24 protein-coding genes and 1 tRNA gene are annotated in these 24,903 nt (G+C 63.7%); 11 read left to right on the forward strand and 14 right to left on the reverse strand.

The window, feature by feature from the left end; genetic code table 11:
- Positions 1-21 precede the first annotated feature (21 nt).
- Complete coding sequence (dcd, locus tag BJ994_RS13010; protein WP_167994710.1) at positions 22-645, reverse strand: dCTP deaminase; 624 nt, start codon at positions 643-645, stop codon at positions 22-24.
- 21 nt (positions 646-666) lie between these two features.
- Complete coding sequence (locus tag BJ994_RS13015) at positions 667-1,521, reverse strand: tryptophan 2,3-dioxygenase (RefSeq protein WP_167994712.1); 855 nt, start codon at positions 1,519-1,521, stop codon at positions 667-669.
- A 91-nt stretch (positions 1,522-1,612) separates the two neighbouring features.
- On the opposite strand from BJ994_RS13015, the gene BJ994_RS13020 reads away from it, so the two are divergent.
- The 3 genes from BJ994_RS13020 (at position 1,613) to BJ994_RS13030 (ending at position 3,155) form a co-directional block, all read left to right on the forward strand.
- Positions 1,613-2,683, forward strand: coding sequence for a M4 family metallopeptidase (locus tag BJ994_RS13020; protein WP_167994714.1), 1,071 nt, complete (start codon positions 1,613-1,615; stop codon positions 2,681-2,683).
- Complete coding sequence (locus tag BJ994_RS13025) at positions 2,680-2,973, forward strand: protealysin inhibitor emfourin (protein ID WP_245192293.1); 294 nt, start codon at positions 2,680-2,682, stop codon at positions 2,971-2,973. Before BJ994_RS13020 ends, BJ994_RS13025 begins: the two co-directional genes overlap by 4 nt.
- Positions 2,974-3,081: 108 nt before the next feature.
- Positions 3,082-3,155, forward strand: a tRNA-Gly gene (locus tag BJ994_RS13030).
- 25 nt (positions 3,156-3,180) lie between these two features.
- Here BJ994_RS13030 and BJ994_RS13035 read toward each other — a convergent pair.
- Positions 3,181-3,522 carry a YnfA family protein gene (locus tag BJ994_RS13035; protein WP_167994718.1) on the reverse strand — a complete coding sequence of 114 codons (342 nt, stop codon included), beginning with the start codon at positions 3,520-3,522 and terminating at the stop codon, positions 3,181-3,183.
- Positions 3,523-3,675: 153 nt separating this feature from the next.
- The gene (locus BJ994_RS13040) at positions 3,676-5,034 is read right to left on the reverse strand and encodes an MFS transporter (RefSeq protein WP_167994720.1); all 1,359 of its coding nucleotides are present in this window, start codon (positions 5,032-5,034) and stop codon (positions 3,676-3,678) included.
- Positions 5,035-5,173: 139 nt separating this feature from the next.
- On the opposite strand from BJ994_RS13040, the gene BJ994_RS13045 reads away from it, so the two are divergent.
- The 8 genes from BJ994_RS13045 to BJ994_RS13080 all read left to right on the forward strand — a co-directional run bounded on the left by BJ994_RS13045 (position 5,174) and on the right by BJ994_RS13080 (position 14,310).
- A complete protein-coding gene (locus BJ994_RS13045) occupies positions 5,174-6,034 on the forward strand; it encodes a LysR substrate-binding domain-containing protein (protein ID WP_167994722.1) in 861 nt (286 codons plus the stop codon).
- A gap of 62 nt (positions 6,035-6,096) precedes the next feature.
- Positions 6,097-6,525 carry an aspartate 1-decarboxylase gene (panD, locus tag BJ994_RS13050; RefSeq protein ID WP_209066844.1) on the forward strand — a complete coding sequence of 143 codons (429 nt, stop codon included), beginning with the start codon at positions 6,097-6,099 and terminating at the stop codon, positions 6,523-6,525.
- 252 nt (positions 6,526-6,777) lie between these two features.
- Positions 6,778-8,085, forward strand: a complete 1,308-nt coding sequence (locus BJ994_RS13055) for an extracellular solute-binding protein (RefSeq protein ID WP_167994723.1) — start codon at positions 6,778-6,780, stop codon at positions 8,083-8,085.
- 29 nt (positions 8,086-8,114) lie between these two features.
- On the forward strand, positions 8,115-9,053 hold the full coding sequence (locus tag BJ994_RS13060; protein ID WP_167996019.1) for a carbohydrate ABC transporter permease: 939 nt from the start codon (positions 8,115-8,117) through the stop codon (positions 9,051-9,053).
- Positions 9,050-9,895, forward strand: coding sequence for a carbohydrate ABC transporter permease (locus BJ994_RS13065; RefSeq protein ID WP_167994724.1), 846 nt, complete (start codon positions 9,050-9,052; stop codon positions 9,893-9,895). Before BJ994_RS13060 ends, BJ994_RS13065 begins: the two co-directional genes overlap by 4 nt.
- A gap of 36 nt (positions 9,896-9,931) precedes the next feature.
- Positions 9,932-11,233 (forward strand): ABC transporter ATP-binding protein, encoded by a 1,302-nt coding sequence (locus BJ994_RS13070; protein ID WP_167994725.1) that lies wholly within the window; start codon positions 9,932-9,934, stop codon positions 11,231-11,233.
- A 232-nt stretch (positions 11,234-11,465) separates the two neighbouring features.
- Positions 11,466-13,244, forward strand: a complete 1,779-nt coding sequence (locus BJ994_RS13075) for a helicase HerA-like domain-containing protein (RefSeq protein WP_167994726.1) — start codon at positions 11,466-11,468, stop codon at positions 13,242-13,244.
- Positions 13,245-13,341: 97 nt separating this feature from the next.
- Positions 13,342-14,310 carry a hypothetical protein gene (locus tag BJ994_RS13080; RefSeq protein ID WP_167994727.1) on the forward strand — a complete coding sequence of 323 codons (969 nt, stop codon included), beginning with the start codon at positions 13,342-13,344 and terminating at the stop codon, positions 14,308-14,310.
- Between the two features lie 188 nt (positions 14,311-14,498).
- On the opposite strand, the gene BJ994_RS13085 is transcribed toward BJ994_RS13080, so the two are convergent.
- The 10 genes from BJ994_RS13085 to BJ994_RS13130 all read right to left on the reverse strand — a co-directional run bounded on the left by BJ994_RS13085 (position 14,499) and on the right by BJ994_RS13130 (position 24,892).
- Positions 14,499-16,508: an NHL domain-containing thioredoxin family protein gene (locus tag BJ994_RS13085; RefSeq protein WP_167994728.1), complete on the reverse strand. Its 2,010-nt coding sequence runs from the start codon at positions 16,506-16,508 to the stop codon at positions 14,499-14,501.
- Positions 16,505-18,667 carry a bifunctional copper resistance protein CopD/cytochrome c oxidase assembly protein gene (locus BJ994_RS13090; protein WP_167994729.1) on the reverse strand — a complete coding sequence of 721 codons (2,163 nt, stop codon included), beginning with the start codon at positions 18,665-18,667 and terminating at the stop codon, positions 16,505-16,507. Before BJ994_RS13090 ends, BJ994_RS13085 begins: the two co-directional genes overlap by 4 nt.
- 206 nt (positions 18,668-18,873) lie before the next feature.
- Entirely contained in the window at positions 18,874-20,412 is a 1,539-nt protein-coding gene (locus tag BJ994_RS13095; protein WP_167994731.1) for an HNH endonuclease signature motif containing protein, read from the reverse strand.
- Between the two features lie 208 nt (positions 20,413-20,620).
- Complete coding sequence (locus tag BJ994_RS13100; protein WP_056544463.1) at positions 20,621-20,911, reverse strand: HU family DNA-binding protein; 291 nt, start codon at positions 20,909-20,911, stop codon at positions 20,621-20,623.
- Between the two features lie 152 nt (positions 20,912-21,063).
- The gene (locus BJ994_RS13105) at positions 21,064-22,230 is read right to left on the reverse strand and encodes an MFS transporter (RefSeq protein ID WP_167994733.1); all 1,167 of its coding nucleotides are present in this window, start codon (positions 22,228-22,230) and stop codon (positions 21,064-21,066) included.
- Between the two features lie 93 nt (positions 22,231-22,323).
- On the reverse strand, positions 22,324-22,629 hold the full coding sequence (rpsN, locus tag BJ994_RS13110) for a 30S ribosomal protein S14 (RefSeq protein ID WP_026545363.1): 306 nt from the start codon (positions 22,627-22,629) through the stop codon (positions 22,324-22,326).
- A gap of 2 nt (positions 22,630-22,631) precedes the next feature.
- Positions 22,632-22,799: a 50S ribosomal protein L33 gene (gene rpmG / locus BJ994_RS13115; protein ID WP_019481734.1), complete on the reverse strand. Its 168-nt coding sequence runs from the start codon at positions 22,797-22,799 to the stop codon at positions 22,632-22,634.
- Positions 22,799-23,035, reverse strand: a complete 237-nt coding sequence (gene rpmB / locus BJ994_RS13120) for a 50S ribosomal protein L28 (protein WP_026545364.1) — start codon at positions 23,033-23,035, stop codon at positions 22,799-22,801. The genes rpmG and rpmB overlap by 1 nt, the downstream gene beginning before the upstream one ends.
- A gap of 247 nt (positions 23,036-23,282) precedes the next feature.
- Positions 23,283-24,398: a sugar phosphate nucleotidyltransferase gene (locus tag BJ994_RS13125; RefSeq protein ID WP_167994735.1), complete on the reverse strand. Its 1,116-nt coding sequence runs from the start codon at positions 24,396-24,398 to the stop codon at positions 23,283-23,285.
- Positions 24,395-24,892 (reverse strand): MarR family winged helix-turn-helix transcriptional regulator, encoded by a 498-nt coding sequence (locus BJ994_RS13130; protein ID WP_167994738.1) that lies wholly within the window; start codon positions 24,890-24,892, stop codon positions 24,395-24,397. Before BJ994_RS13130 ends, BJ994_RS13125 begins: the two co-directional genes overlap by 4 nt.
- Positions 24,893-24,903 lie beyond the last annotated feature (11 nt).

Consider the following 24,903-nt stretch of genomic DNA (forward strand, 5'->3'; position numbering starts at 1 on the left):
CGACGGCGGAACGTGAGGAATCTAGGCGTGAGGCACTGACGCGGGTACCTCGGCGCCGGCCTCCTCGTCGCGGATAGAGGTCCGGTGGAAGTTCAGGTGGCTCCGCGACGCCGTCGGGCCACGCTGCCCCTGGTAACGGTTGCCGTACGCACCCGTGCCGTAGGAGTGCTCAGCCGGTGAGGTGAGCTTGAAGAAGCAGAGCTGCCCGATTTTCGAGCCCGGCCACAGCTTGATGGGGAGGGTTGCCATGTTGGAAAGCTCGAGCGTGACGTGGCCGGAGAACCCCGGGTCAATGAAACCGGCGGTGGAGTGGGTCAGCAGGCCGAGCCGCCCAAGGGATGATTTGCCCTCAAGGCGGGCGGCGACGTCGTCGGGAAGTGTCACCTGCTCATAGGTGGAGCCGAGGACAAACTCGCCCGGGTGCAGGATGAAGGGCTCGTCCGCGGCGACCTCCACGAGCCTGGTCAGTTCCGGCTGGTCCTCTGCCGGGTCGATGTGCGCGTACTTGTGATTGTCGAACAGGCGGAAAAACCGGTCGATGCGCACGTCCACGCTCGAGGGCTGGACCATCTCGGGATCGAACGGATCGAGCGCGATGCGCCGGTTGACAATTTCGGTTCGGATGTCGCGGTCGGAGATCAGCACCGTCTAAAAATACCGCACCGGCTACTTCCCGATCTCCGTTCTTACGGCGAACAGCTCCGGGAAGAAGGTCAGCTCCAGCGCCCGCTGCAGGAATCCGACGCCGGATGATCCGCCGGTGCCGCTCTTGTGGCCGATGGTGCGCTCCACGGTTTTGAGATGGCGGAACCGCCAGAGCTGGAAGTTGTCCTCCAGGTCCACCAGTTCTTCGCACGCCTCGTAGACGTCCCAGTGCTCGGCGGCGTGCTCATACACCAGCTTGTACACCTGGACCAGACCGGGGTTGAACTCGTGAGCCTGTGTGACGTCGCGGTGGAGCAGTTCGTCCGGAACAGCGTACCCGCGGCGGTGCAGGTAGCGGACGAACTCGTCGTAGATACTTGTCTCACCCAGCAGGCCGGACAGGAGCTCAAGTGCCTGGGGATCGCTCTCGAACACCTGCAGCATCCCGGCGTTCTTGTTACCCAGCAGGAACTCCACCGCGCGGTACTGGTAGGACTGGAAACCGCTGGCCGCCTGCAGCGAACCGCGGAAATCCGCGTATTCCGACGGCGTCAGCGTCGCCAGCACTGACCATTGCTCGGTGAGGGAGCGCTGGATGTGCTTGATCCGGGCGATGCCCTTCATCGCTGCCCGCAGATCGTCCTCCCGCAGGCGCTTCCGCACGGCACCCAGCTCATGCAGCACCAGTTTCAGCCAGAGCTCGGAGGTCTGGTGCTGGATGATGAACAGCATCTCGTCGTGGTGCTCGGGCCGGCTCACGGGATGCTGCGCGCTGAGCAGTTGATCGAGCGCGAGGTAGGAGCCGTAGGTCATCTTCCCTGAGAAATCCTTCTCGATGCCCTCTTCGAGTTCTCTGGTGTTCCGTTCGACGCTCATGGTTATCAGCGTAGCGACCCGGCCGGTTTAGCGGGGTCCATTGAAACCGTCAGTGGCGGCCACTACGTTTGACCCAACCTCAGGAGGACGCATGGGCGAAGGCCGAACAGAACCACAGCAGGTGCATTGCAGCATCGTTCCACCGTATTTGCTGGCGAGGCTGGCAAGTCTGGAGGATCCCGATCATCAGGCGGCGGCTGCCGCGGCGCGGCGGGCACTGGTACAGCTTGATCCGTTGCGTGCCGCCCGTGCGGCCGCGCCCACTGAGCCTCCGCGCGGAGCGGGCACCGCCGTCGTCCTCGCCCTTCGCCGCACTATTTCCGACGCCGGCGGCACCCAGACGCTGCCGGGCGAGGCTGTGCGGCGGGAGGGGGATCCACCCACCGGCGATGTCGCGGTGGACGAGGCCTACTCTGGCCTGGGCGCCACCTATGACCTGTTCGGCGAGGTGTACGGAAGGTCCTCGATCGACGACGCCGGGCATCCGCTGAACGCCACTGTGCACTATGGCGAAGCGTACGACAACGCGTTCTGGGACGGTTCCCGCATGGTCTTCGGGGACGGCGACGGAGAGGTGTTTGGCCGCTTCACCTCCTCGATCACCGTGATCAGCCACGAACTCACGCACGGGTTCACCCAGTACACGTCCAACCTGCGGTACCAGGGCCAGGCGGGGGCTTTGAACGAGTCCATTTCGGATGTCTTCGGCGTGCTGGTGGAGCAGCGCGAGCTGGGCCAGTCGGCTGATGCCGCGAGCTGGCTCGTGGGTGAAGGAATTTTCACGGACAAGGTGCAGGGCCGCGCGCTTCGCTCGCTCAAGGCGCCGGGCACAGCGTACGACGACGACGTGCTGGGCAAGGATCCTCAACCCGGCACAATGGCCGATTACGTGGAGACAACCTCGGACAACGGTGGCGTGCACATCAACTCCGGCATTCCGAACCACGCTTTCTACATCGCTGCGACGCGGCTCGGCGGGCGCGCCTGGGAGGGCGTTGGCCGGGTCTGGTACGACGCCGCGACCGGGGGACAAGTGCCAGTGGACTGTGATTTCGCACTGTTCGCGCAGGTAACGGTCGATGCCGCGGTGCAGCGCTACGGCGACGGCTCGTCCGAAGCTGAGGTTGTGGACTACGCATGGCGGGAGGTGGGCGTGCTGTGACCCGGATTGTGGTCTCGCGTTCCGGCGGATTTGCGGGCATCACCCGGACCTGGAGCGTTGACGTGAGCAGCGACGAAGCGCAGGAGCGGTGGCTGCCGCTGCTGGACCAGGTGGAGGACTTCGACGATGATGCCCAACGTGACCGCTACGTGTACCGGATCAGCGTCGGGTACCGGGAAGTCACGGTGACCGAAAGCGCCGTTCAGGGGCCGTGGAAGGAGCTAGTTGAGCGCGTCAAGGATGAATCCGTTGCAGGGTCACAGGGTGCGGACTGGCGGGATGACGAGTAGTAGCGGCCTGCCGTTTGGCCGGTTATGTTCGCCGGTCGTGCTCGTCGGTCATGGAGCGTGAGTGCCGTTGGGATGTTGTAGTGTTTATGGAGCGGTTCAGGCCGCTGTGCGGGCGTAGCTCAATGGTAGAGCGCTAGCTTCCCAAGCTCGATACGCGGGTTCGATTCCCGTCGCCCGCTCCACGATTACTTGCATCAGCTCAGGCACTCACTCAACTCCTGAGCGCGGCCCAAACATGATCACCGCAACACCCGCCACACAGATGGCGCACCCGATCACGTCCCAGCGGTCGGGGCGGAAGCCGTCGAGCACCATCCCCCACACCAGCGATCCGACCACGAAGACGCCGCCGTAGGCTGCGAGAATGCGGCCAAAATTCGCATCCGGCTGCAGCGTAGCCACGAAACCGTACGCGCCGAGGGCCATGACGCCGAGTCCCGCCCACCACCACGGCTGGCCCTCGCGGACGCTCTGCCAGATGAGCCAGGCGCCACCAATCTCAGCCAGCGCGGCAACGGCGAACAGAACCACAACCAGGAGCACACTCATGCAGCTCACCGTACGCGGCGACGGGACATCCACCGAACCCGCGCCAGCGGGATATCCCAGCGAAATCGGCGGTTCACCGGGATAGTCCGGACAGTCCCATTGAGAATCCGGGTTCGACGGGATATCCATCAAGTTCGCAGGAATGGGCCCGAACTAACCGGCCTGCACCTTCGGCACGATGGCAACCAGCCGGCGTCGTTCGTGTGGTGCCGGAGTCCACCGGAAGCGCACGGTGAGTTGGCCGCGCCGGGCAAGCACGACGGCGATAGCCCCTGCTGCGAGTACAGGCACGCCTCCCGCGATCAGCAGGGTAGTCTGCGCCCCGATGTTCTCGGCCAGCCAGCCAATCATCGGTCCGCCCACGGCCTGCCCTCCGATGAGGACCATCATGTAGAGGCTCATCACCCGGCCCCTGATCGCCACGTTCGTGGAAACCTGGACCAACTGGTTGGCGCCGGTGACGAACCAGAGACTTCCGACTCCGGCGAAGAACATCAGCACGGTGAAGGCGAACTGGTTCGGAACGTACGCAGCCAGTGCCATGAATCCGCCGAAGGCCGTCATACCGCCCAGCACGCCGCGAAGCCGAAGTTGTGTGCGCCGGGTGGAGGCGAGTGCACCCACAAGGGCTCCGGTTGCCAGCGCCGTGTTGAGCAGCCCGTAACCTCCGGCGCCGGAATGAAACACGCTGTCGGCAAAAGCTGCCATGAGCACTGGCGTGCTCAACGCGAAAATGGCCACGAAACCGGCGGCGACCGTGCACCAGAGGATGGGCGGCTTGCTGACCAGATAGCGGGCGCCCTGCCGGAGCTGCCCCTTGGTCCTCGGCGCAGGTGCCACGGTGTTCAGCTGGTCGGTGCGAAGCCTGTACAGGGTGAACACCGTATAGGTGCAGGCAAGCGCGTTGATGGCGAACGCCCAGCCGCCGCCAACCGCCACGATGAGGATGCCGCTGACAGCAGGTCCGACCATGGCGCCGAGCTGGAAGACCGAGGAGTTGAGGCTGATCGCGTTGCGCAGGTAGGTGGGACCAACCAGGTCATTGACGAAGACCTGCCTTGCCGGAGCATCCACGACGGTAACGAGGCCGATCACAAAAGCGATGACGTAGACGTGCCACACCTGGATGAGTCCGGTGAGGGCCAGGACGGCCATTGCCGTTGCCATGAGCGCGGCGATGCTTTGGGTGATGATGAGGAGCAGCCGCTTCGGATAGCGATCGGCCACCACCCCGCCCCACGGACCAAGCAGAAGCATGGGAGCGAACTGCAACGCCACAGTGATTCCAACGGCCGTGACGGAGCCGGAGAGCTGCAGAACCATCCAATCCTGGGCAATGCGCTGCATCCAGAGTGCGACGACAGCAACCAGGTGGGAGATTGCGAAGAGACGGAAGTTGGGGATTCGTAGGGAGATGAAGGTGTCGCGCCAGGCTGGGCGCTGTGTGGTTACGGGGATCGGTGCGGTCAGTGTGGGATCTCCGGCGGGCGCGGAGGGGGGTGGGGGTGCCAAGGTGTCTTCCTGAATTGATGGGACTGTTACCTGATTGAGATGCACCTTCAACGCTAGCCATCACCGTGCGCATTCACGAAGCCTATTGAGACTATAAGTACTATTGAAGAACGTAATGACTCCCGTCGAAGGACAGTAAGTGTTCGATTCCCTACAGCTCAAGACGTTCCTTGCCGTCGCTGAGACCCAGAGCTTCACCGGTGCGGCGACCCAACTGGGCCTCAGTCAGCCGACCGTCAGCCAGCATGTGCGCAAACTGGAGAAGGCAGCCGGACGGATGCTGATTGCGCGCGACACCCGTGAGGTTCGCCTGACCGACAACGGCGATGCCATGGCAGGTTTCGCACGGACCATCCTCGCCGCGCAGGAACAGGCACTCAGCTATTTCTCCGGCTCCGCAATGCGCGGCCGGCTGCGATTCGGTGTGGCCGATGACCTCGCCATCACGCAACTCCCCCGCATCCTCCGCCACTTCCGGCAGCTCTATCCACAGATCAACCTCGAACTCACCGTCTCCCAGAGCCCTCCCCTCCTGCGCAGGCTGCGGGCGGGGCAGCTCGACCTTATTTTCATCAAGTACATGACCGGCACGGGCGAAGGCACCCTTGTCCAGCGCGATCGTCTCGTCTGGGCGGGCCACGGAAAAACAACGCTCGACGACGGCGCCCCGGTCCCCCTGATCGCCTACCAGGCGCCGAGCCTGAGCCGGCAGATGGCGATCGATGCGCTCGAGCGGGCGGGCAGGACCTGGCGGATCACCTGCAACACCCGTGAAATCAACGGGGTCCTCGCTGCTGCGCGGGCGGGAATCGGGCTGGCGGTCTTTCCGCAATCACTCATCCCCGAGGACCTGGTGCAGGTCACCAACCGGTTTGACCTGCCGACCCTCGGCGACGTCGACTTCACGCTGCTCAGCAACCCGCTGGCTAACCAGGAACTGGTCGAGGCGCTGAGCTCGGCGATCCTCGGCCGGGCGCTGCGAAAGGCACCGGACGCGTAGGCGGATTGGCGTGCTCAACCCCACATGGCAGCACGGGAGGGGCAAGCGTAGACTGGACGCTGATGAATCGCACAATGTTCAAGTCCAAAATCCACCGCGCAACGGTCACCCACGCAGATCTGCACTACGTGGGTTCAGTAACCGTTGACCTGGACCTGCTTGAGGCAGCGGATATCCTGCCCGGCGAGATGGTCTCGATTGTGGACGTCACCAACGGCGCGCGGCTGGAAACGTACACCATCGCGGGTGAGCGCGGCTCGGGCGTCCTTGGCATCAACGGGCCGGCAGCCCATCTGGTCCATCAGGGTGACACGGTCATCCTGATCACCTATGCGGCAATGACCACCGAAGAGGCACACGCGTACACACCCACGATCGTGCACGTGGATTCGAACAACCGGATCATCGAACTCGGTAATGATCCCGCTGAGGGCCTCACGGAGGGCCTTGAACGTCCACCGTTCGCGCTGAACAACGCAGCGCTTCTCTAGCTCCCGCAACCACCTTCCTGCACAAGCGGGTCCGCGCATACTGCGGACTCGCTTGTCTTCGTTATACCTCCCGCCGAACGCTTCCCAGGCGCGCCAACCACGTCCTAGCGAATTGTCCACTCAAGGCATATGGTCAGGAAGACAAGTATGCTTCCGGTCCCAGCGACTGCATCAGTCCCAGGGCCGCAGGCTGGCAAGGCTCGATGTGGAGGCGAGGTACGTATGCCGGGAAATCGCGGGACCCGCAAGGGTATGAGGCAGGAAAAGAACCGGACCAGGAGGCGGCCGGGTGCGGTTGCGGCGGCGTCGCTCGGGCTCGCTTCGCTCCTGCTGAGCGGATGCGGACCAGCGAATTCCGGTGTCCCGACGCTCACCTGGTATATCAATCCCGACGCCGGCGGGCAGGCTGCGATTGCCCAGCTCTGCACCGAGCAGGCCAATGGCGAATACCGGATCGAAACGTCCCTCCTTCCGAACGACGCCGCAGCGCAGCGCGAACAACTGGCGCGTAGGCTCGCGGCCGGCGATGACTCGCTGGACATCATGAGCATCGACCCGCCGTTCGTACCCGAGCTGGCAACGTTCCTTGCGCCCGTTCCCGAGGAAACGGCTCAGGCCACCACGGAGAACACCCTCGAGGGCGCACTGCAGGGTGCGATGTACGAAGACGAATTGGTCACCGTACCGTTCTGGGCGAACACGCAGATCCTCTGGTACCGGGAGTCCGTTGCCGAGGAAGCAGGACTGGACATGTCGCAGCCTGTGACCTGGGATCAGCTGATGGAAGTTGCCGCCGCACAGGATGTGGAATTGGGTGTGCAGGGCTCGCAGGCGGAGTCAATGACGGTCTGGATCAACTCGTTGATCGAATCGGCTGGCGGCACCATCCTCGAGAACCCTGAAGCGGAGGCTGATGAGATCGAGCTTGGCCTGGTGAGCGACGCCGGCCGCGAGGCGGCACGCATCATCGGAACCATTGGCGACGAGGGCCTTGGCGGCCCAGGCCTCGCGACGTCCACGGAGAATACGTCGCTGACCCTCTTCCAGGGCGAGAGCGGATCCTTCATGGTCAACTATCCGTTCGTCTGGCCTGCAACGCAGGGAGCTGTGGAGGACGGCACATTGGACCAGTCGGTCCTGGACGACATCGGTTGGGCCCTGTATCCGCGGGTCTCCGAGGATACGGAGACAGCCCCGCCGCTGGGTGGGATCAACCTCGGGGTCGGCGCGGGAAGTGACAACCCCGAACTGGCGTACCAGGCCATCGAGTGCATCGTGCAGCCCGAGAACCAGACGGAGTACTTCCTCACCAACGGAAACCCGCCCTCGAACTCGGAAGCATACGAGGATCCGCGGATTGAAGAACAGTTCCCCATGGCTGACACCATCCGCGAATCGCTCGAAATCGCAGCACCCCGTCCGCAGACCCCCTTCTACAACGAGATCTCCAGCGGCCTGCAGCAAACCTGGACTCCGCCCGATGAGGTGGATCCGGAAACCACACCGGAGGAATCGGCGGAGTTCATCACCGCTGTGCTGAGAGGGGAGAGACTGCTGTGACCAGCACGATCACCAAAAACCCGAAGGCCATGAAAGCCAACGGCAAGAACAACCGCAACAACGACTACAGCGACCGTGCCAGGGCGGAACGCCGGCTGGGCTGGATGCTCGCCGGTCCGGCATTCATCATTATGCTCGCGGTGACCCTGTATCCGATCCTGCAGGCATTCTTCGATTCGCTCTACGCGTTCCGTCTGACGGCACCGGATGAGCGCGAATTCATCCTCCTGCAGAACTACGTGACAATCCTCAGCGACCCGGTGTGGTGGCGCGACCTCTGGACCACTGTCCTGATCACCATCGTGACCGTCGCCGTCGAACTGGTGCTCGGCTTCGCGCTGGCGCTGGTGATGCACCGGGCACTCAAGGCAGTGCGCGGCTGGCTACGGACCGCCATCCTGGTGCCCTACGGCATCATCACCGTGGTCTCGGCATATGCATGGTTCTACGCCTTCGACATCAGCTCGGGCTATGTGAATAGCTGGTTCGACTGGGTCCCCGGGATTGACCAGGACCTTAACTGGTTCGCCCAGGCGAGCACCGCGTTACCGGTGATTATGGCCTCTGAGATCTGGAAGACCACGCCCTTCATCTCGCTCCTTCTGCTGGCTGGCCTCGCACAGGTTCCGGATGAACTGACGGAAGCCGCCAAGGTGGACGGCGCCACATGGTGGGAGCAGATGCGCAAGGTCATCATCCCGAACATGAAGGCGGCGATCATGGTCGCTGTCCTGTTCAGGGCCCTGGACGCGTTCCGAATATTCGACAACGTGTTCATCATGACCAATGGCCAATATGGCACCGAAGTGCTCTCATTACTCGCCTATCGGACGTCCATCACCAGGTTGGAAATAGGCCTCGGTTCAGCGGTTTCGGTTCTGCTCTTCGTCTGCGTGCTCTTGATCAGCTTCGTAGCGATCAAGGTGTTCAAGGTTGACCTCGCCGGAACGACAGGAGGAAAGCGATGAAATCGACCGGCCGCGAAAAGCTCTGGTGGACAATCATCTCCATTGCGGTTCTGATCTACGCGCTCTTCCCTGTGGCATCGATCTTCGCCACCTCGTTCAAATCGGCGGGCGATCTCACCAACGGCAACTTCCTCCCCTCCCCCGGCGCTGCCACGCTGGACAATTACGAGCAGATCCTGGTCGGTGACGCACAGGAACTGTTCCTCACCGCGCTCTGGAACTCGATAGGTATCTCGCTGATCGCAACGGCCATCGCCGTCGTGCTGGCCACCCTGTGCGCCTACGCGATTGCGCGGCTCGAATTTCCCGGCAAAAAAGTCATCCTGACGACGGCGCTGGCCGTGTCGATCTTCCCGGTCATCTCCATCGTGACGCCGCTGTTCAACCTGTGGCGGAACATCGGTCTCTACGACACGTGGATCGGCCTCATCATTCCGTACCTATCGCTGACCCTGCCGATCTCCATCTGGACGCTGGCGGCGTTCTTCCGCCAGATCCCCTGGGAACTCGAGCAAGCCGCACAGGTTGACGGCGCCACCACCTGGCAGGCGTTCCGGAAGGCGATCGTGCCGCTTGCCGCACCGGGCGTATTTACGACGGCGATTATCGCCTTCTTCATCGCCTGGAACGACTTCGTGTACGGCATTTCGCTCACGTCTACGGAAGCCGCCCGGCCGGTTCCTGCGGCCCTTGCGTTCTTCACCGGGGCCTCGCAGTTCGAGTCTCCAACCGGCGCCATCTCGGCGGCGGCAATCATTGTGACCATACCGGTTGTGCTGCTGGTGTTGCTGTTCCAGCGGCAGATCGTTTCAGGCCTTACCCAGGGCGCAGTCAAGGGCTGAGACCCGAAGAAACTGAAGGAAGAGGACCAGAAGAACATGGCTTCGATAACGCTGAAGAACCTCGTCAAGAAGTACGGTGACGGTTTTCCTGCCGTCAATGACATCAGTATCGACATTGAGGACGGCGAGTTCATCATCCTGGTCGGCCCGTCCGGCTGCGGAAAGTCCACCCTGCTGCGCATGATCGTAGGCCTGGAGGACATCACCTCCGGTGACCTCTACATCAATGAGGAGCGGGTCAACTCCAAGGCACCACGTGACCGCAACCTGGCCATGGTGTTCCAGAACTATGCGCTGTACCCGCATTTGACGGTGTTCGAGAACATCGCGTTCCCGTTGCGCCTCGCGAAGGGCAAGCACAGCGAGGACCAGGTGCAGAAGCTCGTCACGGAGGCGGCTGCCACACTGGAATTGACCGATCACCTGCAGCGGAAACCCGCCAACCTTTCCGGCGGCCAGCGGCAGCGCGTGGCGATGGGCCGGGCGATTGTGCGGCAGGCGGACGCGTTCCTCTTCGACGAGCCGCTTTCCAACCTGGACGCGAAGCTGCGCGGGCAGATGCGTTCGGAGATCTCGCAGATGCAGCGCCGCCTGGGCACCACCTCGGTTTACGTTACTCACGACCAGACCGAGGCCATGACCCTTGGTGACCGCGTTGCTGTCCTGAAGAAGGGCGAGCTCCAACAGATTGCCTCTCCGCGGGAACTCTACGAACAGCCCGTGAACCTGTTTGTTGCCGGGTTCATCGGATCGCCTTCGATGAACTTCCTCCCCGCGACGATCGAGAACGGGAAGCTGCAGACGTCCCTCGGCGAACTGGACATTCCCGAGGATCGCGCTGCAAAGGCTGAGGGCCGCAAGGTGGTCCTGGTGGGTGTCAGGCCGGAGTTCTTCGAGGACGCGAAACTGGTGGATGATGCGAAGAAGCCGCACGGATCCACCTTCACGGCTACGCTCACCCACACCGAGTGGCTGGGCAACGAGCAGTACGGGTACATCAATTTCGACCCGTCGCCCGAGGTCCGGGAGCTCCTCAACAACCTCGCGCGCGAAATGGATGCCGACGAGCTCAGGCCCCAGGTGGTGGTCACGCTCGACGCCGCAAGCCGTATCCGTGGCGGACGGGAGTCGGAGATCTGGGTGGACACCCGCAAGCTCCACCTGTTCGATGCCGAAACCGGTGAGAACCTCACGCGGGACGCCGAAGCGGGCGCCGCGCTGACGGCTGAGGCCAATGAGGAACGGGCTGAGGAGATCGCGAACGCACGAGCGGCCGACGACGAAGCCCGCGCCGGCAACAGCGCCGCCGACGGCGGGAGCCACGCCGCCGCCAGCTGAGGAACGCGGGGTACCCGCACGAGCGGAGCGAGTGCGGGGAATTTCCGACGCGCTAGGAACGCGGGGTACCCGCGCGAGCGGAGCGAGTGGGGGGAAGTTCCGACGCGCTAGGAACGCGGGGCGCGAGACCAGCGCCAAACAAACGACGACGCCGGCACCCAACCTGGGTGCCGGCGTCGTCGTTTGTTTGTAGTTCCAGACGCCCCTTGAACTACGTGTGTACGCTGTGACCATGGCGGGCAACGATGCGGATCATGCGGCACGGATAACTGCGGGTTACACCTTCGAGGGGCCCTCGATCCAGTTGGGCGCAGCGCTGGTGGGAGGTGAACTGCACCAGGGCGCGGCCGTGCGGTTGCCGCTCGCGATGATGAACCGGCACGGGCTGGTCTCCGGCGCGACCGGCACCGGCAAGACCATCACCCTGCAGGTCATGGCCGAACAGCTCAGCGCGCAGGGCGTCCCGGTCTTCCTGGCCGATATCAAGGGAGACCTCACCGGACTCTCCACGCCCGGGACAGCATCCGAGAAGCTTGGCAAGCGCACGACGTCGGTGGGCCAGAAGTGGGAACCGGCAAGCTTCCCGGTGGAGTACTTTTCCCTCGGCGGTGACGGTGTGGGTGTGCCCGTCCGCGCCACCATTTCGGACTTCGGGCCGCTGCTGCTGGCGCGTGTCCTGGACCTGAACGAAACGCAGGAATCCAGCCTGCAACTGGTATTCCACTATGCGGACCGGGCTGGCTTGGAACTGTTCAACCTGGCGGATCTGCGCGCGGTCATCGGGTTCCTCATCTCCGACGACGGCAAGCCGGCGCTGCAGGAACTAGGCGGGCTGTCGAAGGCCACGGCCGGCGTCATCCTGCGGGAACTCATCACGCTCGAGGCACAGGGAATGGACCGGTTCTTCGGTGAACCGGAGTTCGACACGGATGACCTGCTCCGCACCGACACCGAGGGGCGCGGCGTGATCAACTGTCTCGAGCTGCCCACCCTTCAGCAGAAACCGCAGTTGTTCTCGACCTTCCTGATGTGGCTGGTCGCCGATCTCTTCGCCGATCTACCGGAAGTTGGCGACATCGAGAAACCCAAGCTGGTCTTCTTCCTCGATGAGGCGCACCTGCTCTTCAACGGTGCGTCGAAGGCGTTCCTGCAGTCCATCCAGACAACCGTCCGGCTCATCCGCTCGAAGGGCGTCGGGATCTTCTTCGTCACCCAGACGCCGCGCGACGTTCCGGCGGAGGTGCTGGGACAGCTGGCGAACCGGGTTCAGCATGCGCTGCGTGCCTTCACGCCTGATGACGCGAAAGCACTCAAGTCCACAGTGTCGACGTTCCCCACGAGCCCGTACGACCTTGAGGAGGTCCTGACCTCAGCGGGCATCGGCGAAGCGGTAGTCACGGTGATGAACGAGAACGGTGCCCCGACGCCCGTCGCCTGGACGCGCATGTTCTCCCCGACCTCCACCATGGGCCCCTCTCCCGCCACTGTGGTCGAGGGGATTGTGGCCGCCTCCCCGCTGCTCGCCGAGTACGGAACACCGATCGACAGCCACTCGGCGTACGAAAAGCTTTCCGGGTCGCGGGACAGCGGACCGGTGCCACGCACGACGACGACGTCCGGCCCGCGCGCCGGCACAGACCGGAGTGCCGGCACAGACGAGGGTGCCGGTTCGGAGCAAGATCCCGGACGCGGGGCTCCTTCCGAGCGCCGGGCCCCTTCGCAGGCGGAGATCGACGCCGAGGCGAGACGGATCGAGGAAGAAATTCTCGGACGACCCAGTATGCGGCCTCCCACTGCGCCGCGCGGCGACTCGGCCCCGCAACGCTCCCACTCCGGCGAGGGGCAGTCACAGCGCACCGGGACACAACCGCCGGCTCCTCCGGCCAGCCAGCAGCGTCAGGAGAACCGCGAGATGGTTGACGCTGCCCTGAAGGTCGCGGGCACGATCGGCGTGGAACTCGTCCGGGGACTGTTCGGCACCCAACGCAAGCGGCGCCGTCGTCGTTGGTAGTTCGGGCTGACGCCGGCGGCGCGGCGTCATGGTGCTAAGCGCCGTTAGTAGAACCAGTACCCCCATTGGGTAACGTAAGAGGGTGCATTCTTCCCGCGTGATACGAGTCCTGGCTGCCTGGCTGCTTGGGCTCATGCTCGCGGTGGTCGCGGCAATCGCAACGGTGATCCTCGTGAACACCCATGTGTTCGGGCCGCATCAGCAGGTGGAGAGCTACCTGGAGGCACTCAGGGAGGGTGACGGAGAGCGGGCGCTGGGGCTCCTCAACGCCACGGTTCCGGATGTGAATGCGGCTCTTCTCGACGGGCCGGCGCTCCAGCGTTCAGTGGACGGGATGGAGAATGTTGAGGTCGGTGATCCGCAACGCTCGGGCGAGAACCGCATGCAGGTCGACGTCACGTACACCATCCGGGACATGGAGCACACGTCCTCGTACGTGCTTGAGAAGACCGGCACGGAGTGGCTGTTCTTCAATCGGTGGGAATTTGTGCCGGCAGCGTTGCCCACGCTTGAGGTGTCCGTCATCAATGAGAACGAGGCAACGCTCAACGGAACCCGCGTGGTGGTGCCGGAAGGCCGAAGCCAGTTCGCAGTGTTCTATCCGGCCGAAGTCGAAGCCCATTACACGAGCGAGTACTTCGCCGCACCCGCCCAGACCGTTGCCGTGACCAATCGGCAACAGGGCGCCGTGAGCCTGAACCTGGCGACCGAAGCTACGCCTGCCCTGGTCGAAGCGGTCAACGCACAACTGAAGAGCTTCCTCGACTCCTGCGCGGAACAGGCAGTTTTCCAGCCGACCAACTGCCCGTTCGGTTTCCAGACCGAGAACCGGGTTGCCGCGCCGATCAACTGGTCCATCGCCGAATACCCCTCAGCCAGCATCGAGCCGTACAACGGCAACTGGGTCATCTCCACGCTGCGTGGCACGGTTCTGCTGGAGACGAGCCTGCAGGACCTCTTCACGGGCGCCATCGAGCCCATCAGCGTGCCGCAGGACTTCGAATTCGCTGCACGCCTCGCGGTCACTGACGAGGAAATCGTCGTCACGCCGGTTGTGGAGTACTAGGCGCGATCGTGCACATGGAGCAAACCAGACGCCGGTGAGCAGAATTTCCCTCACCTGGGCCCAAGTTGGGCCGGCTCGTGTCCAGCTTGCTCACGTTCAGCGCGCTAGGGCCTACCTGGCTCCCAATGCTCGCTTCGCTCGCGGCGGGCCTTCCCCCGGCAGCCCTAGTCCGGGCCGCGGAGGTAGCGTCAGTCCAGGCCGCGGAGGTCGAGCGTCAGTTCCGTTTCGCCGTCGGCACTGAGCGTCACCGGAATGCCCCAATCCTGCTGATACAGGTGGCATGCGGCATGATCGGGGATCTCCCCGCCCGGTTCCCCGTCGCACGCCGCAGCCCGCGCGGTGATGTGCAGGACACCCTCGGGCACGTCACCGGCGAGGACAAGCTGCCGCTGAAGGCCCATACCGGTGCCACCGCCGGAAACCAGCAGCGACTCCGGCGAGGAGGAGACCTTCAGCTGGGTCGGGTCGCCCCACCGGTCGTCGAGCTTCTGGCCCTTCGGCGCACTGAATCGTACGGTTACGGCCAGATCGCCGGGTACGACGGCGGTCTTCGGCCGCTGCGTCTGCGACGCACCTTCATCGACGGCGAGCGCTTCCTTGGGGATGGGCAGACGGACCAGTTGGTGCTTGTTGGTCTCAACCACGATGAGCAGCGGTTCGCCGCCGGATTCCACCGGAGCCGTATCGACCAGCACGTCGGAGGGCTCCGAAAGCCCGCGCATGAGGGTGGAAACCTGGCGGGTGGCAGGATCGTAGCGCCGTACCGCACCGTTGTACGTATCGGCGATGGCAATTGAACCGTCCGGGAGGGCCGTCACCCCGAGGGGATGCTGCAGGCGTGCCTGGCCGGCCTCGCCGTCACGGAAGCCGAAGTCGAACAGGCCGGTACCGATGGCGGTCTGCACCTGGGTGCGGTTGCGGCCGTTGACCGTGAGGAAGCTCAGCACCCGTACAGCCGACGTTTCGGAATCCGCAATCCACAGGTTGCCGTGGTCGTCTTCGGTGAGCCCTGAGGACTGGGCAAACCAGGCTGCGGTGGAATCGCCGTCGAGCAGTCCCTCCAGCCCGGTGCCGGCAAGGATGTCCACCGATCCGCTGACCGGGTCAACTGTGAAGATCTGATGGGTGCCGGCCATCGCAATGACGATGCGCTGCAGGGTGGTGGACCACACCACGTCCCAGGGTGAAGAGAGGGAGATGTTGACGGCGTCCATGCCGAGGTGGGTGTCCTCAAGGCGGGGCGCGGCGTCGTCGGGGATGTCCTCGGAGGTGCCGCCAAGATCGTGCGAGGTCTCCTGCAACTCGACCGGGCGGGCCTTCACCTGGTTTTCCGCGTCGAGCAGCCGTTGGATGCCGTTTCCGGCGATGGTCCTCACGGTGCCGCTTTCCAGCGCCACACCGCGCAGCCGGTGGTTGACGGTGTCCGCGACAACGACGTCGTACCCAACCCTCCGGGCCACCTGGGCCGGGAGGAGCGCCAGCCCCTGCGGTTCGTTGAACTGGGCATCTGCAGCACTGCCGTCCGCGAAACCACGTGTACCGGATCCGATGGTGCGGCGGACCGTGGTCAGGTCGGCTTCGAGCTCGACCAGCCGGTGGTGTCCGCTGTCGCCGACCAGGAACGTGCCGCTTGACGGCAGCGCGAGCACCTTGCCGGGGAACCGCAGGTCGCCGGCGGAGGGTTCGGCGGGTACGTAGGGGCCGTCACCACGATGCAGCGTGCCCTTGGCTTCGTGCTCCGCTACCAGTTCTTCGACCAGGGACTCAAGTCCCGCTGCGTGGCCCTCACCGGACAGATGCGCCACGATATAGCCCTCGGGATCGATGACCACGAGGGTGGGCCACGCGCGGGCCGTGTATGCCTGCCACGTGGTGAGGTCAGGATCGTCCAGGACGGGGTGATGGATCTCGTACCGTTCCACGGCAGCGGCCAGGGCCTCGGGGTCTGCTTCATGTTCAAACTTGGGCGAGTGGACGCCGACCGTGACGAAGACATCCGCATACTTCTCTTCGAGTGGGCGGAGTTCATCCAGGACGTGCAGGCAGTTGATGCAGCAGAAGGTCCAGAAGTCCAGAAGAACGATCTTGCCCCGCAGGTCCTCAAGCTGGAGCTGCTTGCCGCCGGTATTGAGCCAGTTGCGTCCGACAAGTTCGGAGGCGCGGACCCGGTAGCCGACGCGGAGCGGGGTTTCGGTCATTCAGGATCTCCTGTCGAAGGATTGTGCGGTCCGGATTTCGTTGACCGGTCTGATTTCGCCTGCCGTCCAGCTTCCGGCTGATGTCCTGCAGAATGCGACCCGTCGCGTGCGGCGAGCGAGGCAAACATGTCGTTGTAAGCGACAAGCTCGGCGTCATTATTCCGGTCAGCCGCGCGGTCCTTGCGCCGGGACTCCCGTGCATCGCTTCGAGACCACATGATGGCGACGCCGATCGCGAGCAGGAGCGTTGGCACCTCGCCGATTCCCCAGGTCACGGCACCGCCGATCTGCTGGTCCTCGATCGCGGACGGCCCCCACTCCCTGCCCATGTTGCCGAACCAGGAGGCCTGGAGCAACGAGGTGCTGCCGGTCAGCGCCACGCCGAAGAAGGCATGGAAGGCCATAGTGGCGAACAACAGCAGCAGGCGGAGCGGGTAGGCCGCGCGTCGGGGAATGGGATCCGTGCCGATCATCGTCAGGACAAAGATGTAGCCGGTCAACAGGAAGTGCAGGTTCATCAGCTCGTGGCCAACATGCTCGCGGAGGGCGAAGCCGAAGAGCGGCGAGTAGTAGAACACCACGATAGACCCGGCGAAGTTCGCTGCCGCAAAGAGCGGGTGCGTAACGATCGCCGAGAAACGCGAATGCACGATGACGAGGATCCACTCACGGATACCCCGGGTGCCGTCCCGGCGTGGGACCAGGGCTTTCAGCGCGAGTGTGACCGGGGCTCCGAGCACCAGGAAGAGGGGCACCACCATGGTGAGGGCCATGTGATCGATCATGTGGGCGCTGAACAGCACCATGCCATAGATCGCCGGAGCGCCGGAGGTGAAGTACGTGAGTGCTATGAGGCCAACGAGCCAGCAGACCAGCCGCAGCACGGGCCACGAATCGCCGCGCTGCCGGAGTTTGACCATGCCGAGGATGTAGGCCACGGCCACGGTTACGGCGAAAGCGATCCACAGCCAGTCGGGGCGCCATTCTGTAAGCCAGCGCATCGCCGTCGGCTCCGGTGGAAGTTCGTACCCGGTCAGGATGCGGGCGGGAGTGGCATCGGGTTGAAGCTCTTCGGAGCGTGGCGGCGCGGTCCGTGCGAGTGCGACGGCGACACCCGAGACAGCGCCCATGATGGCCAGTTCGACGGCGATGAGCTGCCACAGCACGCGCCGCGCGGACATGTTGGTGTCCAGCTGCGGGATGATCCACTGCCGGTGCATGAGGCCGATCCCGCCAAGCAGGATGGTGGCGATCGCCTTGAAAGTCACCAGCAGGCCCCACTCGGAGCTCAGCTGGGAGAGGTTGCCGATGCGCAGGCTCGCATTGATGATGCCCGAGAGGAACACGAGCGCAAACGCAAACCCGGCCAGGGCCGAGAAGCGTTTGAGCACCGTGGAGGTCTGCGTTCCCAGCTTTCCGCCGATCACAGCGAGGACAATGATTCCACCCACCCACAGGCAGACACCGACGAGGTGCAGCGCGATCGAGTTGACGGCGGCGTTGTGGTCGTCACCGCTGGCCGAGTGACCGATCAGCGACATCGGCACCAGCCCCCCGATGGCGAGAACAGTTGTGAGGGCTAGCCAGACGCTGGAGCGGGCCCCGAAGGTCATGGTTGCGACGACAGCCGCGATCATGGTCGTGGACAGCCACGCGCGCCCGGTGTCGAAGTCAGTGAGGTAGGAGGCCAGTCCCTGCGTGTACGAGGGGTCGCTGCTCAGCGGCAGGCCCGCCGCGTCCGAATAGGTGAGCACCAGTACGGCCAGGGCGGCCAGGGTCCAGGTAACCGCTGCTCCCGAAGCCAGTGCCATGGTCCGTGCGAAGGCTGGATGCTCAGGCTCGTCCGAGTCCCGGCTATTGCGGCCCGGCTTCCCTGCCTGCCTCGGCAGGATGATCACCGCAAAGATCAGTGAACCGATGACGGCGGCAACTGACACGTTGTGCACGGCCTTGGACAGTGGAAGACCCCAGCGGGTCAACGCACCAGGGTCACCGAGCTGCCGGGGAGCTGCCGCGCCGGAGAATGCGAGCGCGCAGACCACCGCAACGATCACGAGGGCGCCGGCAACAATCAGCCAGACAGGTTTGACCCCTGGCCAGCGTGCTGTGCCTGCGCTGCCCGGCTTGGATTGCTTGGTTGTTGTGGCCACGCTTTCCATTGTCTACCCGCAGTAGAACAACGGCCAACTAACGTGGGATGCCGCACGAGCACGGAGGGCGGCGCCCGTGTGCGGACAGGCTCATGCGCACGGCTCATGCGCACGGCTCGTGCCGACGGGATGGGGCGACTTGGCGGGCACCCAGAAACAAGGAACGGCCCGCGGGTGTGTCCGCGGGGTTTGCGCCCCTGCTTTCACCTTCCTGGTCAGAAGGGTGGCGGTTTGGTGGTGTAGGTTTTTCCGGCTGGTGAGGTTGCGGTAATAATGCCGGGTGTGGGTTGGCTGTACATCCAGCCGCCGTCGGATTTACGGGCGTGATGCTTTCTGCATAGACATTGAAGATTCCCGTGGCAGGTTCCTCCGCCCTGGTGCCAGGGGGTCGTATGATCAAGTTCGCAGTTCGACGCCACCCGGCTGCAGCCGGGATGTCTGCAGGTTTTATCCCGGATGCGTACCCAGTCCTGTAAATGTTTCGGCGGCCGGTACGTTTCCCGCCCGATGGATAGTGTTGCCCCGGTTTCCGGGTGGGTCAAGATCCGCATGAACGACGGTGCGTGCCCGGCCAGCCTCGCGGCGGTTTCAGCGTCGATGGGGCCATAGCCTTCCAACACCGGGACACCACCTGTACGCCCAACCGAAGCACGGGCAACGGAGCCACCCGCAACAGAGTCGCCGCCAACGGAGCCACCCGTAACAGAGTCCTTCTGGTCCCCGGTATTTGCGTTGGTCTCTTTCCCGCCGAAGGTACCGCACGGTATTTGAGCATTCCCGGTGCGTCCATAGTCCAGGAGGGTCATGACGGGGACGGTGAGGTGAACGGTGGCATTGATGCCGCGGAACCCGGTACCGGCGGTTGGTTCCCCGGCACAGGTGTGGGTGAGGACATCGGCGAAAACATCAGCCCGCAGTTGGGTGAGGGTACGTTCCTCATCCGGTGCCTGTAAGGTGCGGGCTCCGGCGTCAATGCGCTGGTAGATTCCGCAGGCCTGCTCTGCGGGTAGGTAGGCGCTGAGCCAGGCCATCCCGTCAAGGTCGTGCTCGAAGACGACCCTGCGCTCGGTGACCGCCCGCGCCTTGCGGACGGGTGCGGCTTCGGGATGCAGAACTTCCCGTAAACCCCGCGCTAACCGGGAGACCTTCGCCACCGTGGTCTGCTCAGCATGTTCGACCAGGTCCTTCTCGAACTTCGAGGCTGCTTCAGCGGCGATGCCACCGCATTCCTCAGCGACCGTAGTCGCGTGCCTCCAGGAGAGCTTCCCGGCCTCCAGCGAGGTGAGCGTGTGCCGGTACTGGTGGCTCAGCATCCGGGACTGTTCGACCAGAACCGTGGCCGTGCGGTCCGGTAACCGCAGCAAAGCACCGATTTCAGCGGCGGCACGGGACGTGGCGAGTTCATCGGCCTTCGCATCGTCGGCCGGTGATGGATGATCAGTGGACGTGTCCCGGTCTACGAGGGTATAGAGTTCCCGGATCCGATCCACCAGCCGGGCCTTCTGCGCATCAGCCCAACACTGCAACTCGTTCAAGGACTGCAGCGTCGTCACCGCATCACCAAGCTCCTCCAGGGCTGTGACGGGAGGGAGTTCGACCATCCCCCACGGGCCCGCGGGAGCAGGCGCTTCAGTGCCTTCCCAGATGGGGCCGACAGTCCCGGCATCATCCCAACCCACACCCGCCGACCCGGCGCCGTCGAACCCGGGGCCGGCTGCTCCAGCACCCCACTCGGAACCTCCTGATGAACTCATAACCCCAGTCCATCATCCGCCGGTGACATTCTCATCGGGCACACGATGGAGCACCCCACTCGGAACCTCCCGATGAACTCATAAACCGAGTCCATCATCCACCTACGACAATTTCGGATCGAATGCAGGAGCGACCGAAGAGAGAACAATCCCGCTTAACCAGCGATGGCCGCCACCCGCAGGGGTGACGGCCAACGCTTCAGGAAACCTACTTGACGGCAGCCTTGAGCTTGGAGCCTGCAGTCAGCTTGACGCTGCTACCTGCTGCGATCTCAATGGTCTCGCCGGTCTGCGGGTTGCGGCCGGTACGAGCTGCACGCTCGGTACGCTCAACAGCAAGCCAGCCGGGGATAGTGACCTTGACGTCGTTCTTGGCAGAGGAAGCGAGAACGTCGAACAGGGCGTCAAGCACGCTGTTCACGGCAGTCTGGCTGGTGTCAGCCTTTGCTGCTACCTCTGCAACCAGTTCGCTGCGGTTCTTGGTCTCTTTCTTAGCCAATGTATGTCCTCCTGGACTCGTCCGGATATTGCAGAACCCCACCTTGATGGCGAAGCTTCTGGAGGAAAACCTACCAGCTTCAACCCCAAAGTCCCGCAGATTGGCGCGAATTACGGCCTTTCTCAGCAAAAACCGGGCAAAATCCCCGGAAATCAGCGGATTCTACGGGGAAATCCGGCCCGGGATCCGGTCAACACCACCAAGAACGCCACCAGCATCAGCGCTGCCGTGACATACGCGATGCCGGACGGAGGAGAACCGATCACCACCTGCGCTCCGATGAATGCACCCGCGCTGATCCCGATATTGAAGGTCGAGTTGTGGATCGCCGCAACAGTGTCCGGGTGTTCGGGCGAGGCGTTCATCGCCGCCGTCTGCACATAGGACGGCACCGGTCCGTAGAACACTCCCCACACCACCACCAGGACCAGTGTCCACCCGGGTGCGCCGCCCAGCAGCGCAACAACGACGACGGCGCCAGTCATCACCCCGATCGACACCAGGAGGGCGCGGCGGAGGTTGGCATCCGTGAAACGGCCGAGCGCAATGAGGCCCAGCACGCCGGCGGCACCGTAGGCCAGCAGTGCCATGCCCACGGAGCTCTCCGTGAAACCTGCCTGGAGGAGCAGTGGCGTGACGAATGTGTACAGGGCAAACTGCGCGCTCATCAGTATCACCACCGCCACAATTACCCTGCGAAGTGCCGGCTCGGCCAGAGCAGCGCGTAACTGCGCACCCCCGGAGACGGTCGACCCAGCCAGCGGCGGCATGATCCTCGCGGCACCGGCGGCGAGGATCAGGGCAAGCAGGGCTGCGGCCGCGAAGGCCCACCGCCAGCCGATGGTCGATCCCACCCAGGTGCTCAGCGGTACCCCGCCCGCGATGGCAAGCGCGTTGCCACCATTCACCAGGGCAATCACAGCGCCCAGCCGACCGGGCGGCGCGAGCCTGGACGCGTAACCGAACACCACGGCGAAGAACAGTGCGTGACAGGCGCCCGCGAGCAGTCTTCCAGCCAGCGCGAGGGCGTAGCTGTCGGCCAGGCACACCATGAAATTGCTTGCACCGTAACCGGCGAGGAGTCCGACCAGCAGAGGCTTGCGGGAAACCCCACTTGTCCAGGCGTTCAACGGAATGGATGCGAGCACAACCACTGCGGCGTAAGCCGAGACGAGCAGGCCTACTGATGATTCGGACACACCGAGGTCCGCGGCCATCAGGGGCAGGAGACCGATGGGGAGAACCTCTGTGGCGACCGCGAGGAAACCGCCTGCGGATAACAGCAGCAGGGGCGGGCGGAGCACGGTCTGGTTGGTCAACGTGCGCCCTTTCAGCGGACTTCAATGACTGGAGCGTTAAATGACTGAAGCGGCGACCCGTGAGAGTCGCCGCTCCAGTGTGGGACTAAATGCTTACCAGCTGGACTTGGTCACACCGGGCAGTTCGCCACGGTGCGCCATGTCGCGGAAGCGGACACGCGAGATGCCAAACTTCTGGAGCGTGCCGCGGGGACGCCCGTCAATCTGGTCGCGGTTGCGAAGGCGAACCGGCGAAGCGTTGCGGGGAAGCTTCTGCAGGCCGAGCCGTGCAGCTTCACGAGCCTCATCGGTAGCGTTCTCATCCACAAGGGTCTTCTTGAGTTCGAGGCGCTTGGCCGCGTAGCGCTCAACAATGACCTTGCGCTGCTCGTTACGAGCAATCTTTGACTTCTTAGCCATGTTTAGCGCTCCTCTCGGAATTCGACGTGCTTGCGGATCTTGGGATCGTACTTCATGAGGACCATGCGGTCCGGGTCATTCCGGCGGTTCTTGCGGGTCACGTAGGTGTACCCGGTACCGGCCGTGGACTTCAGCTTGATGATCGGACGTACGTCCTTGTCCTTTGCCATTAGAGCTTCACTCCCCGCGCCTGGATCTCAGCGACCACGGCGTCAATACCGCGGACGTCGATGGTCTTGATGCCGCGGGCCGAAACCTGCAGCGTTACGTTGCGGCGCAGGGACGGTACCCAGTAGCGCTTCTTCTGAATGTTCGGGTCGAACCGGCGCTTGGTGCGGCGGTGCGAGTGCGAAATGCTGTGCCCAAAGCCCGGCTCGGCTCCAGTCACTTGGCAGTGAGCTGCCATGACGATCCTCCAAAGATTGAATAAAGCAAGTAGCAGACAGTGCTACCTGCCATGGAATGCAATCAGTGACGCCCTGTAATGACTGTCCGTAAGACTGCCGGGAGACGCGCTATCCTGCGCAACCTGAGCCCCTAACTACCGGCCCGCAGGAAGAAAAATCCTGAAAACCGGAGCAATTGCGCACGCTTCGCCATCTGATGCCCCTCCATTCTAGGAGGTGACACGGGTTAAGACCAATCGAATCAGGCTAGTCTGACGCACCGTCAGAGTCGACCACAGTCACAACCCCAGGCTCGCCCCCACGGAAACCTGCCGGAAGAACGGCTGCAGTATCAACGATCGTCGAACGCACTTGAGCACCGGATGAAATCTTCACCTGGTCCAGCACCACCGAATCGACGACGACGGCGCCCTCCTCCACAACGGCATCGGGTCCAATAACGCTGTGGGTCACCGTCCCCTCAACCCGTGCACCGGGAGAAATGAGGCTCGAACCAATCCTGGCACTTTCCCCGACGAAGGCGGGAAGACGCCTGGGGCTGGCACTGAGGATAGGCCAATGGGGATCGTCAAAGGGCAGGCCGTGGCCGTCCAACAGGTCCATGTGCGCCCGGTGATAGTTTTCCGGCGTCCCAAGGTCCAACCAGTAGGTATCGAGCCTGTGCTCGGCAACCGTTGAGTGCTCCACGAGATACGGAATCAACTGATCGCCGTAGTCCTCGAGCTGCCCCTCCCGCTCGTGCAGCTCCTGCAACGTATCCAGTAGTACATCCGCCGAATAGAGGAAAATCTCGGCGGCCACAATGTCTGTCTGCGGCTTCTCCGGTTTGTACTCAAAACCGGTAACCAGGCCGTCCGCAGACTCGAGGACACCGTGTTGGGAGGCATCGCCGTCGTACTGTTTGGTCACCATGGTGAGCACAGCGCCGGTGTCCTGGTGGGTCTTCACCACGTCGCGGTAATCGAGTTGGTAAAGGTGGTCGGCGCTGAGGACAAGGACGAGATCCGGGGCGAACTCACGGATGAACTCAGCCTGGCGATACAGCCCGTCGGCGTTTCCCTCGGCGAAGCCTTCACCGTGCTCGCCCTCAAAAGGCGGGAGTACCCGAAGTCCGCCGTTGGTCCGGTCAAGGTCCCATGGCCTGCCGTTGGCCAAGTGGTCATTGATGGACTTGGGCTGGTACTGCTCCACCACCCAGACATCGGAAATGTGGCTGTGGTGAAGGTTGGACAGTGGAATGTCGATCAGGCGGTACGTTCCGCCCACCGGGACAACGGGTTTGGCCTTCCGATCGGTCAACGACCCCAGTCGCCCTCCACTGCCGCCTGCAAGAATGATGGCCAGGATGGACGGCGTCTTCACGCCGAGACCACCGGCGCCGACTGCTTCAGGATCCAGTGCGTCTCATCCAGGCGGGCGAGGATTTTCTTCCCGACCCGTTCGAGGTCAGTCACGTCCCTATCGTCAAGCGCATCGAACACCAGTTGCCGCACATAATCCACGTGGTCCACGGCGAGGACCTGAAGGTTCTCAAGTCCCTCGCCCGTGATTGTGGCCGTGGTGACGCGAAGGTCCCGGGTGCTCTGGCTTCGCCGGACCCACCCCCTGCCCTCAAGCTTGGTGACCACATGGCTCAGCCGGGACAGCGATGCGTTCGAACGCCCGGCCAGCTCGCTCATGGGAAGAGTATGGTCCCCCGCTTCGGAGAGCATGGCGAGGACGTGGTAATCGAACAACGTGATCTTGGCGCGCCTGTTCAGATCAGCATCGAGCGTCCCGGGCAGCATGGTGGCAACCGCATAGAGAGCGAGCCAAGCTTGCCGTTCCGCTGGACCCAACCACCGCGCGCCTGTCATACCGGTCATTC

This window comes from Arthrobacter pigmenti (assembly GCF_011927905.1).
Lineage (GTDB): Bacteria > Actinomycetota > Actinomycetes > Actinomycetales > Micrococcaceae > Arthrobacter_D > Arthrobacter_D pigmenti.